We start from the raw sequence: 10,967 nt of genomic DNA on the forward strand, positions 1-10,967 counted from the left end.
GAAGGCATCCGCTTCATCGAGCGCATGAGCCCGGTGGAGGCGCTGCCGGACGAGAAGGGGGCGGTGAAGGGCATCCGCTTCGAGCGCATGGTGACGAAGGACGGCAAGCTGCGGGGCAGCGGCGAGTTCTTCGAGCTGCCGGCGCGCACGGTGTGCGTGGCGGCGGGCACGGCGCCCAACGTCACGTACGAGAAGGAGTACCCGGGCACCTTCGAGCTCGACGAGAACGGCGAGTACTTCAAGAGCTACGAGCTCGTGGAGAAGCCGGAGGGCTACGAGCTGGCGCAGGTGCCGCCGGTGGAGGACATCGGCGCGAAGGTGGGCTTCTTCACCTCGTACCGCAAGGACGGGCACTACATCTCGTACTTCGGCGACAACCACCCCACCTATGCGGGCAACGTGGTCAAGGCCATGGCGAGCGCGAAGGACGGCTACCCCGAGGTGGCACGTCTGTACGCGAAGGAAGTGGCCGCCATGGACTTCGACGACGAGGTGGCGCAGGCGCGGCGTGACGAGAAGCTGACGACGCACTTCCAGCGGCTGGACGAGGTGCTGCTGGCGCACGTGGTGACGGTGAACCGGCTCACGCCCACCATCGTGGAGGTGGTGGTGAAGGCGCCGTTCGCGGCGCAGCACTTCGAGCCCGGCCAGTTCTACCGGCTGCAGAACTTCGAGCGTTCGGCGCCGGTGGTGGACGGCGTGCGCCTGACGATGGAGGGCCTGGCGCTCACGGGCGCGTGGGTGGACAAGGAGAAGGGGCTGATGGGCACCATCGTGTTGGAGATGGGCTCCTCGTCCCGTCTCTGCGCCGCCCTGAAGCCGGGCGAGCCGGTGGTCCTCATGGGCCCCACGGGCGCGCCCACGGAGATCGGCCACAACGAGACGGTGCTGCTGGTGGGCGGCGGCCTGGGCAACGCGGTGCTCTTCTCCATCGCTCGCTCACTGAAGGCGGCGGGCTGCAAGGTGGTCTACTTCGCCGGCTTCCGGCAGCGCGCGGACATGTTCAAGCGCGAGGAGATCGAGGCGACCACGGACCAGGTGGTATGGTCGGTGGACGTGGGCGAGGTCATCGAGACGCAGCGTCCGCAGGACTCGTCGTTCCGGGGCAACGTGGTGCAGGCGATGCTGGCCTACGCGAAGGGCGAGCTGGGCGTGGCGCCGATCGCGTCGCTGCGGGACGTGAACCGCATCATCGCGATCGGCTCGGACCGGATGATGAGGGCGGTGCAGGAGGCGCGGCACGGGTTGCTGCAGCCGTACCTGAACCCCGAGCATGAGGCGATCGGCTCCATCAACTCGCCGATGCAGTGCATGATGAAGGAGATCTGCGCGCAGTGCCTCCAGAGGCACGTGGATCCGGTGACGGGCAAGGAGACGTGGGTGTTCTCCTGCTTCAACCAGGATCAGCGGTTGGACCAGGTGGACTTCGTGAGCCTGAACCAGCGCCTGAAGGGCAACACGGTGCTGGAGAAGGTGGCGGACCTGTACCTGGCGCAGCTGCTGAAGAAGGTCCCGGGCCTGCGCCGGGTGTGAGCCCGGACCGGGCGGGAGGGCGCGTCTACTGCGCCTTCCCGCCAAAGGACCGGAGCATGTCCTGGTAGTTGCGCATGAGGTCCTGCTCGCGCGTCAGCACGAGGTCCACATTCGCCTCCCCGTGCTGCTTGCGCACCGTCACGAGCTTCTCCGTCTCCTGGACGCGCTGGCGCATGGTGTCGATCTGAGGCGCCAGTTCCTTCTGCTGCTCGGGCTTGAGACGGGCCTGCATGGCCTCGAGCTTCTGGAGCTCGCCCGCCAGGTCCAGCATGGCGGCCATGTGGCGCTGGGTGACGACATCCGTCACGAGGGCGCCGATGCGGTTGACATCCTCCTCGGTGAGCCCGGCCTCGGTGCGGGCGCGGGCCTCGGCCTCGGCCTTGCTCTCGATGGCCTTCATGGCATCACTCAGGCCGGGATCCTTGCCTGGAGCGGCCGCCCGGGCCTGCACCACCTGGAGGGCCTTGGACATGGCGGCATAGGCATCCAGCACCTTGCGCTGGTAGCCCACGTAGGCATCCAGCTTCGTCTGGGTGAGGACATAGGGCCTGGTGTCGTCGAATGCCTCGGCGGCCTCGGCGGAGGCCTCCAGCGCGCCCTCCTCGGCCGCCCCCCCGGTGTCCTCCCGGGCGGGCACGGACGTTGCCTCCTTCTTGCAGGCCGTCAGCGACCCCGCGACGAACAGCACCCACAGCAGCTTGCGCATGCGCGGAGTATACGCCCGCACACGTCCCGCCACGGGCCGAAGCGCGTCCGTTCCGGGTGGAATGGCCCCCGGCCGCCTGCTGTCCGGCGGTCCCGCCACCAGCCAACAATCGCTGTATTACCTTTGACCAACCCGGGCGGGGTCGTGTACGAACCGCGGTCCGTTCAGGCAGCGGTGGAGGCATCTTGAGGATTCTCCTGGTTAGGCACGGCGAGGCGGACGCGGAGGCTCCTGAGGGGCTCGGCGACGAGGCGCGCGCGCTCACTGCCAAGGCCCGAGCCAACACGACCGCGCATTTCGCGTCGCTGGCGGAGCGCATCGGTACGGTCTCGCTCGTGCTCACCAGTCCCCTGGTGCGCACGGTCCAGACGGCGCAGTTGTTCTCCACCGCCCTCAAGCACGAGGGCCCCGTGCGGGCGCACCGGTGCCTGCTGCCGGACATGCCGGTGGGAGCCGTGGCGCCCGTCATCGACGAGCACGCGGGGGAGACCATCGTGCTGGTGGGCCACCAGCCCTCCATGGGGGCGCTGGCCGCCCACCTGCTGGGCATGCAGTCCTTCCCCAAGCAGGTCAACCCGGGCACCGTCATCGCCCTGGAGCGCCCGGACTCCACCGAGCCCGGCGCCGCGCCCGCCCCGGCGAAGCTGCTCTTCTTCGCCGCCCCCGGCCAGCAGGTCCTCGACGTCATCCAGTAGCCGATGATGGACGAGGCCACCTACAACCAGCTCATCTCCGCGGCCTTCAAGCGCATCATCGCCGCCGCGGACGAGTTGGATCCGGACGTGCTCGAGGCCGAGAGCACCGGCGACATGGTGACGCTCACGGCCGCCTCGCGCGAGAAGTGCATCGTCAACACCCAGCGCGCCGTGCGGCAGATCTGGGTCGCCGGCCGTGGGCAGGGCATCCACTTCTCCTACGACCCCGCCAGCGGCGCCTGGATGGACGACAAGGGCAAGGGGCTCGAGCTCTTCCGCTTCGTGGCCGACGTGGTCCGCCACCTCTGCGGCGAGGAACTCCGCTACCCCGCGTGATGAGGGAGAGCCCCCCGGCGCGAACCGGGAGGCTCCCTCCCCTCACTCCTCCTCGGGAATCATCGGGCGGCCGCCTTCGATGCGGTCTCCGCCCGCCGCCTGGGCCCGCCGCAGCGAGTCCCCGGCCTCCTTCATCAGGCTGCCGAAGCTCACCTGCGCCTGCCCCTTCATCGCCGCCGGCTCGAACACCGCCAGCCCCAGCGACGCCGTCAGCCCCGACACCGACTGCACTTCCTTCACCCGCTGCAGCAGCCGCTCCGCCACCACCATGGCCCCCTCATAGGGCGTGTGCGGCAGGAAGATGACGAAGCGCCCCTCGGCGAACGGCACCGCCAGGTCGATGTCCCGCAGCGCCTCGGCGAGCTTGCCCAGCACCTCCGCCATGGTGGACGTCAGCTGCATGGGCGACAGGGTCGCCAGGCGCTCCGCGAACCGATCCGGCTCCAGGATGAGGAACGAGATGGGGTAGCGGTAGCGTCGGCTGCGCTTCACCTCCATGAAGAGCAGGCGCTTGAGGAACTCCAGGTCCGGCGAGGGCCCGGAGCCCGTCGGCTCGCGCCGGCCCCCACTCTGCATGTGCATCTCGGAGCGGATCTGCGCCACCGCCTCCCGAGCCTGGGCCACCTGCATCATCAGGTTCACGCACGACACCACCGTGGCGCGCTTGAGCGGGCCCACCAGGCACGCCTCCGCGCCCACCGCGGCCGCGCGCGCCTCCGGATGCTCCTCTTCCGGCAGGTACAGCAGCAGCACCGGGATGCCCGGCACCTCCGCCTTCACCTGCCGGCACAGCTCCTCGCCGTCGAAACCATCCGACACGGAAGCCATCACCACCGCGGGCGCCAGCTCCCGCACGCGCTCCATCGCCTCCGGCACATCGCCGACCACCGTCACTTCGTGGCCGGCGTTCTCCAGGAAACGGCGCAGCGCCCCGGAGACCGGGGCGGCGGGTTCAGCGACGAGCATGAAGGCCATCTCAGACCTCCATCACTTCCTTCTCCTTCTTGGAGATGATCTCGTCGACCTTCTTCACGCCGTCGTCCGTCTCCTTCTGCACCTTGTCCGTCAGGCGCTTGGAGTCGTCCTCGGTGATCTTCTTGTCCTTGAGCTGCGCCTTGAGGACCTCGTTGGCGTCGCGGCGGATGTTGCGGATGGCGACCTTGTGCTCCTCGCCCTTGGTCTTCACCTGCTTGGCGATCTCCTTGCGGCGCTCCTCGGTGAGCGGCGGGAAGGGCAGGCGGATGACCTCACCGTCGTTCATCGGGTTGATGCCGAGGTTGGCCTCGCGGATCGCCTTTTCGATCTCCTTGAGGACGGTGCGCTCCCAGGGCTTGATGACGATCAGCCGGGGCTCGGGCGAGGTGATGTTGGCCACCCCGCTCAGCGGCGTGGGCGTGCCGTAGTAGTCCACCCGGATGCCGTCGAGCAGGTTGGGGCTGGCCCGACCGGTGCGCACCTTGGTGAGATCCCTCTTGAGGTCGTCGAGCGTCTTGTCGATACGGCTCTTCAGTTCGGTCACGGCGTCTGCCATGTGCGGTCTCCCTTGTGAAGCGTCCGAGCTTCTTTCAGGCCCAGGTCGTCTCGCCCACGCCCACCAGCGTTCCAATCTCGCCATCCTCCCGGAGGATGGCCTTGCGGATGTTGCCGCGCGTGGTGAGGTCGAACACGATGATGGGCAGCTTGTTGTCCATGCAGAGCGAGATGGCCGTCGAGTCCATCACGTTCAGGTTCTGCTTGAGCACGTCCATGTACGTGAGCGTGTGGTAGCGACGCGCCTCGGGGTCCTTCTTCGGATCCGCGTTGTAGACCCCGTCCACCTTCGTCGCCTTGAGGATGACCTCGGCGTTGATCTCCATGGCGCGCAAGGAAGCGGCCGTGTCGGTGGTGAAGTACGGGTTGCCGGTGCCCGCGGCGAAGATGACGATGCGGCCCTTCTCCAGGTGGCGCACCGCGCGCCGGCGGATGTAGGGCTCGGCGATCTGCTCCATCTTGATGGCGGAGAGCACCCGGGTGTGGCAGCCCTGCTTCTCCAGCGCGTCCTGGAGCGCCATGGAGTTGATGCAGGTGGCGAGCATGCCCATGTAGTCGGCGCTCGCGCGGTCCATGCCCTCGGTGGAGCCGGCCACGCCGCGGAAGATGTTACCGCCGCCGATGACCACGGCCATCTCCACGCCCGCGTCCACCACCTCCTTCAGTTCCGAGGCGATGCGCGTCAGCGTGGGGGGATGGATGCCGTACTTCCCATCTCCCATCAGGGCTTCGCCCGACAGCTTGAGAAGAACGCGCTTGTAACGATGCGGAGTGGCGGGAGCGGAGGACATTGGGACCGCTTCTATCCCTCGCCCCGGCGGCGATCAACGCCGGATTGACTCCGCCGTCGGCTGGTGGCTCCTCCCCTGTCCGCCCCTGGAAACGGCGAGGGCCGCCTCGCCCCGGGAATTCCGGGACGCAGCGGCCCTCTGGAGGGGGGGTGAGCCCCCGGGAAGCGGGGACGGCTAGGCCTGGCCCAGCGTCTTGGCCACCTCGGCAGCCAGGTCGTCCTTCTTCTTCTCGATGCCCTCGCCCACCTCGTAACGCACGAAACGGCGCACGGCGACCTTCTCGCCAATCTTCGCGGCGCGCTCGGTGATCATGTCACCGACCTTCTTCTTGTCGTCCTTCACCCAGAGCTGGTCCACGAGGCACACCTGCTCGAAGTACTTCTCCACCTTGCCCACGAGGATCTTCTCCCACATGGCCTCGGGCTTGCCCTGCTGCTTGAGCAGCGCGCGCTGGATCTCCTTCTCCTTCTCCAGCTGCTCGGTGGGGACCTCCTCGCGGCGCACGTACTTGGGACCGGCCGCGGCGACCTGCATGGCCACGTCCTTCACCAGGTCCTGGAAGTCCGTGTTGCGGGCGACGAAGTCCGTCTCGCAGTTGACCTCGATGATGACGCCGATGCGGCCACCGTGGATGTAGGTGCCGATCATGCCCTCGGCGGCCACGCGGCTGGCCTTGCCCTCGGCGCGGGAGATGCCCTTCTTGCGCAGCCACTCCTCGGCCTTGGCGAAATCGCCACCGGTCTCGCCGAGGGCCTTCTTGCAATCCATCATGCCCGCGCCGGTCTTCTCGCGGAGTTCCTTCACCATCGAGGCGCTGACTTCGGCCATGTTCTTCTCCAGGGGCCCTCTCCGAGCGGCGGGCGCCGGGCGGGGCGTTCAGGTTTGAGGTACTGCTGGGGTTGAAAACGAAAAACCGGGCGGCGAGCCATGCCGCCGCCCGGTCAGACTTCTCGCGCCCCGCGAAGGAGCGCGGCGGCGTTACTCGGCGGTGGTCTCGCCACCCGTGCCGCCCTCGGTGCCACCCTCGCCCGCGGCAGCGGCCGGAGCGGAGCCACCCTTCATCTCCACGAGGGGCCCGCGGCGGTCGCCACCACGGTCACCACCCCGGCGATCACCACCACCCCGGTCGTTGCGACGGGGGCCGCGGCGGTCGTCACGGTCGCGGCGCTCACCACGCTCCTCACGACCACCCTCCTCCTCGTCACGGTCGGCTGCTCCGCTGGCGCGGTAGCGAGCGCCGCCCTCGATGCAGGACTCGGCGATCTTCGAGGTGAAGAGCTTGATGGAGCGGATGGCGTCGTCGTTGCCCGGGATGACGAAGTCGATGCCGTCCGGGTCGCAGTTGGTGTCCACCACGCCGATCACCGGGATGCCGAGGCGGTTGGCCTCGTGCACGGCGATGTGCTCCTTCTTCGGGTCGACGACGAAGAGGCACTTGGGCAGCTTGGACATCTCCTTCACGCCACCCAGGTTCTTCTCCAGCTTCTCCTGCTCACGCTGGAGGTTCGCCACTTCCTTCTTGGGGAGGCGCTCGAAGGTGCCGTCCTCGGCCATCTTCTCGAGCGTCTTGAGGCGATCGATGCCCTGCTTGATCGTCTTGAAGTTGGTCAGCGTGCCACCCAGCCAGCGGCTGGTGACGAAGAACTGACCGGAGCGGCGAGCCTCCTCCTGGATGACGTCCTGGGCCTGCTTCTTGGTGCCCACGAAGAGCACCGAGCCGCCGCGGCCGGTGATGTCGGCCACGAAGCGGAAGGCCGCGCGGGCCAGGTTGACCGTCTTCTGGAGGTCGATGATGTAGATGCCGTTGCGGGCGCCGAAGATGTAGGGCTTCATCTTCGGGTTCCAGCGCTTCGTCTGGTGGCCGAAGTGAACACCGGCCTCCAGGAGCTGCCGCATCGTGATGCCGCTGGCGGCGGCCATGGCCTGCTGCTGCGTCGTGTCTTGCGTTTCCATTTCGGTTCTTCCTCCACACTCGCGGACTACCCGGTCGCTAGCCCTCCAGAGGAGAGGGCACCGAGGACCGGCACGGGTGTGTGCGTAGTGGGTTGACTGAAACAACGAACCCGCCACTGGTGTAGGCCAGTAGCGGGCGGGCTTCTCTAACAGAACCCTTCCCAGCGGTGCAAGCTTCGCAACGTCCGGTGAAGGATGGGGGACGGTCGCCGGGCACCCGGGGGAGCCGGGGCCCGGTCAACCGGGAGGGCCTAGACGCTGGCCTCGGCCGCGCCGTGGCACTTCTTGTACTTCTTGCCACTGCCGCAGGGGCAGGGATCGTTACGGCCCACCTTGGGGCCCCCGGCCGGGGCGGCCTGGCGGGTGGCGGCGGCGGCCGGACGCGGGGCGGCGGGCTCGGCCAGCTTGCCCTCGGCGTCCGCGCGACCCTCCTGCATCTGCTTCTGGCGCTGGGCCATCTGCCGCTGGAGCCGGGCCGCCTCCTCGGCGGTGGCCGAGCGGGCCTGGACGCGCATCATCTGGCTGATGAACTGCGCGCTGATGGCGCCGAGCATCTGGATGAAGCCGTTGTAGCCCTCCTTCTTGTACTCCTGCTTCGGATCCTTCTGGCCGTAGCCACGCAGGCCGATGCCCTGGCGCAGGTGGTCCATGGCGAGCAGGTGGTCCTTCCACAGGGTGTCGATGGTGGCCAGGTAGCGCACCTGGAGGAAGCGCAGGAACTCCTCGCCGAACTCCTGCTCGCGCGTCTGGAAGACCTTCTCCGCGGCCTTGTAGATGTCGTCCTGGATCTCCTCCCGGGTGCCCCGGAACTCGGTGAAGGACATCTCCAGGTTGAGCGTCTCCTTGATGGCGCGGGTGAGCGCCTCCAGGTCCCAGGAGGCCGGGCTCTTGGACGGGCAGTAGGTGTCGGTGAGCGAGACGATGACGTCCTCGAGCGCGTCCATCACCGCTTCCTTGAAGTCCACCCAGGAGACGGTCTGCTCGGAGCGCACCTTGATGCGCGTCTTCTTGTCCTCCTCGTACTCGATGAGCGGCAGGCCGGCACCGGCGGCCAGCACCTTGCGGCGCAGCTTGTAGATGGTGCGCCGCTGCTGGTTCATCACATCGTCGTACTCGAGCAGGTTCTTGCGGATGTCGAAGTTGTGTCCCTCGACCCGGCGCTGGGCGCTCTCGATGGCGCGGCTGAGCCACACGTGCTCGATGACCTCGCCCTCCTCCATGCCCAGGCGCTCCATCAGGCCCGAGATGCGCTCGGACCCGAAGATGCGCATCAGGTCGTCCTCGAGCGACAGGTAGAAGCGGCTGCCACCCGGGTCACCCTGGCGGCCGGCGCGGCCACGCAGCTGGTTGTCGATGCGGCGCGACTCGTGACGCTCGGTGCCGATGATGTAGAGGCCGCCGGCGGCCACCACTTCCTCGCGCGCCTTCTGCGTCTGCTCCTTGTACTTCGCGAGCGTCGCCTCGAAGCGCTGCTTGTACTCGGCGAGCGCCTGCTGGTACCCGGTCAGATCCACCGTCTGGCCTTCCGGGCCCGTCATGGACGCCGGGGGCTGGGGCTCGGGACCCACCTCGTTCTTGGCCATCACCTCCGGGTTGCCGCCCAGGAGGATGTCCGTACCGCGACCGGCCATGTTGGTGGAGATGGTGACGGCGCCCCTGCTGCCGGCCTGCGCGATGATGTCCGCCTCGCGCTCGTGCTGCTTGGCGTTGAGCACGTTGTGCGGGATGCCGCTCTTCTTGAGGAAGTTGGCGACCTTCTCGCTCTTCTCGATGGACACCGTGCCCACCAGCACGGGCTGCCCCTTCTTGTGCAGCTCCTCGATGTCCTTGCAGACCGCCTCGAACTTCTCGCGCTCGGTCTTGTAGACCACGTCCTCCAGGTCCTTGCGGACCATGGACCGGTTGGTGGGCACCACCCGGACCTCGAGGTTGTAGATCTTCGCGAACTCCTCGGACTCGGTGTCGGCGGTGCCGGTCATGCCCGAGAGCTTGGAGTACATGCGGAAGTAGTTCTGGAACGAGATGGTGGCCAGCGTCTGGTTCTCGTTCTCGATCTTCACGCCCTCCTTGGCCTCGACGGCCTGGTGGAGGCCATCGGACCAGCGGCGGCCGGACATGAGGCGACCGGTGAACTCGTCGACGATGATGACCTCGCCGTCGCGCACCACGTAGTCGCGATCACGCTTGTAGAGCGTATGGGCGCGCAGGGCCTGCTCCACGTGGTGGAGCGTCTCGATCTCCGCCGGATCGTAGAGGTTGTCGATGCTGAGCCGCTTCTGGAGCTTGTCGATGCCCGGGTCGGTGAGGGAGACCGACTTGTGCTTCTCGTCCAGGATGTAGTCCTGGTCCGGCGTCAGCCCGGGGATGACCTGGTCCACCCGGTAGTACTTGTCGGTGGTGTCCTCGGTGGGGCCCGAGATGATGAGCGGCGTGCGGGCCTCGTCGATGAGGATGGAGTCCACCTCGTCGACGATGGCGAAGTTCAGCTCCCGCTGGACGTAGTCCTGGAGGCGGAACTTCATGTTGTCGCGCAGGTAGTCGAAGCCGAACTCGTTGTTCTGCCCGTAGGTGATGTCCGCCCGGTAGGACTCCTGGCGCTGCCGATCGTTCAGATCATGCAGGATGCAGCCGGTGGTCATGCCCAGGAAGCGGTGCACGCGACCCATCCACTCGGCGTCGCGCCGGGCCAGGTAGTCGTTCACCGTCACCACGTGCACGCCGCGGCCGGACAGGGCGTTGAGGTACGAGGGCAGCGTGGCGGTCAGGGTCTTGCCCTCACCGGTGCGCATCTCCGCGATGCACCCCTGGTGGAGGAACATGCCGCCGATCATCTGCACGTCGTAGTGCCGCTGGCCGATCACCCGGCGAGCGGCCTCGCGCACGATGGCGAACGAGTCGAACAGAAGCTCGTCCAGCGGACGACCGTTCTGCACCTCCTGCTTCATCCGTGCGGTGGCGGCGGGGAAATCTTCATCCTTCAACGCCCGCATCTTGCTTTCCAGCTCGTTGATGCGGGCTACCTTCGGGAGCGTTTTCTTGAGCTCGCGCTCATTCTTCGTCCCGATGATCTTCTTCAGCGTCCATTCGATCATGCGATTGTGACTCTCTCGCCGGAGAATCCTCGAAAGAACGCGGCGAGTGAAGGGAAATCCCTGGAGTGTAGGTGGGATGCACGATGGAAACCATGCGTTTCCACCACGTCATTCCACTTGGCAGGCAGCCGTGCGAGAGGCAGGACACAGTAAAGCGGAACCGAGGCCACGCAATGCCCTCCCGTCGAAAAGATGACCGGCGCCCCAGTAAGCGCCCTGCTCAACGCCCCAGAAAGGGCACATCCTCCCGGGGTCCAATGCCACCCACTACCCCACTCCCTCCTACGCCGCCCCGGGTAAAGCCGCCGCCCCTACCGGCGGACACCCTTCC

Annotated in this window: 9 protein-coding genes and 1 pseudogene; 3 read left to right on the forward strand and 7 right to left on the reverse strand. The window is 67.3% G+C overall.

Annotation, left to right across the window (positions count from 1 at the left end; genetic code table 11):
• Window positions 1-1,533, forward strand: a pseudogene (locus tag VF794_RS07195) (pyridine nucleotide-disulfide oxidoreductase); the annotation flags it as partial.
• A 25-nt stretch (window positions 1,534-1,558) separates the two neighbouring features.
• On the opposite strand, the gene VF794_RS07200 reads toward VF794_RS07195, so the two are convergent.
• Window positions 1,559-2,239 (reverse strand): hypothetical protein, encoded by a 681-nt coding sequence (locus tag VF794_RS07200; RefSeq protein WP_331108435.1) that lies wholly within the window; start codon window positions 2,237-2,239, stop codon window positions 1,559-1,561.
• Window positions 2,240-2,424: 185 nt separating this feature from the next.
• Here VF794_RS07200 and VF794_RS07205 point away from each other — a divergent pair, with 185 nt between their 5' ends.
• Window positions 2,425-2,934, forward strand: a complete 510-nt coding sequence (locus tag VF794_RS07205; protein WP_331108436.1) for a SixA phosphatase family protein — start codon at window positions 2,425-2,427, stop codon at window positions 2,932-2,934.
• A 3-nt stretch (window positions 2,935-2,937) separates the two neighbouring features.
• Complete coding sequence (gene cyaY, locus VF794_RS07210; RefSeq protein ID WP_331108437.1) at window positions 2,938-3,270, forward strand: iron donor protein CyaY; 333 nt, start codon at window positions 2,938-2,940, stop codon at window positions 3,268-3,270.
• Between the two features lie 42 nt (window positions 3,271-3,312).
• On the opposite strand, the gene VF794_RS07215 is transcribed toward cyaY, so the two are convergent.
• The 6 genes from VF794_RS07215 to secA form a co-directional block, all read right to left on the reverse strand.
• Window positions 3,313-4,245, reverse strand: a complete 933-nt coding sequence (locus tag VF794_RS07215; protein ID WP_331108438.1) for a diguanylate cyclase domain-containing protein — start codon at window positions 4,243-4,245, stop codon at window positions 3,313-3,315.
• Window position 4,246: 1 nt separating this feature from the next.
• Window positions 4,247-4,801, reverse strand: coding sequence for a ribosome recycling factor (frr, locus tag VF794_RS07220; protein WP_331108439.1), 555 nt, complete (start codon window positions 4,799-4,801; stop codon window positions 4,247-4,249).
• 34 nt (window positions 4,802-4,835) lie between these two features.
• Entirely contained in the window at window positions 4,836-5,591 is a 756-nt protein-coding gene (gene pyrH / locus VF794_RS07225; RefSeq protein ID WP_331108440.1) for a UMP kinase, read from the reverse strand.
• Window positions 5,592-5,765: 174 nt separating this feature from the next.
• Entirely contained in the window at window positions 5,766-6,419 is a 654-nt protein-coding gene (gene tsf, locus VF794_RS07230; protein ID WP_331108441.1) for a translation elongation factor Ts, read from the reverse strand.
• 150 nt (window positions 6,420-6,569) lie between these two features.
• The gene (rpsB, locus tag VF794_RS07235) at window positions 6,570-7,544 is read right to left on the reverse strand and encodes a 30S ribosomal protein S2 (RefSeq protein WP_331108442.1); all 975 of its coding nucleotides are present in this window, start codon (window positions 7,542-7,544) and stop codon (window positions 6,570-6,572) included.
• Window positions 7,545-7,795: 251 nt separating this feature from the next.
• Window positions 7,796-10,636 carry a preprotein translocase subunit SecA gene (gene secA, locus VF794_RS07240; RefSeq protein WP_331108443.1) on the reverse strand — a complete coding sequence of 947 codons (2,841 nt, stop codon included), beginning with the start codon at window positions 10,634-10,636 and terminating at the stop codon, window positions 7,796-7,798.
• Window positions 10,637-10,967 lie beyond the last annotated feature (331 nt).

This window comes from Archangium sp., from assembly GCF_036389735.1.
Taxonomy (GTDB): domain Bacteria; phylum Myxococcota; class Myxococcia; order Myxococcales; family Myxococcaceae; genus Archangium.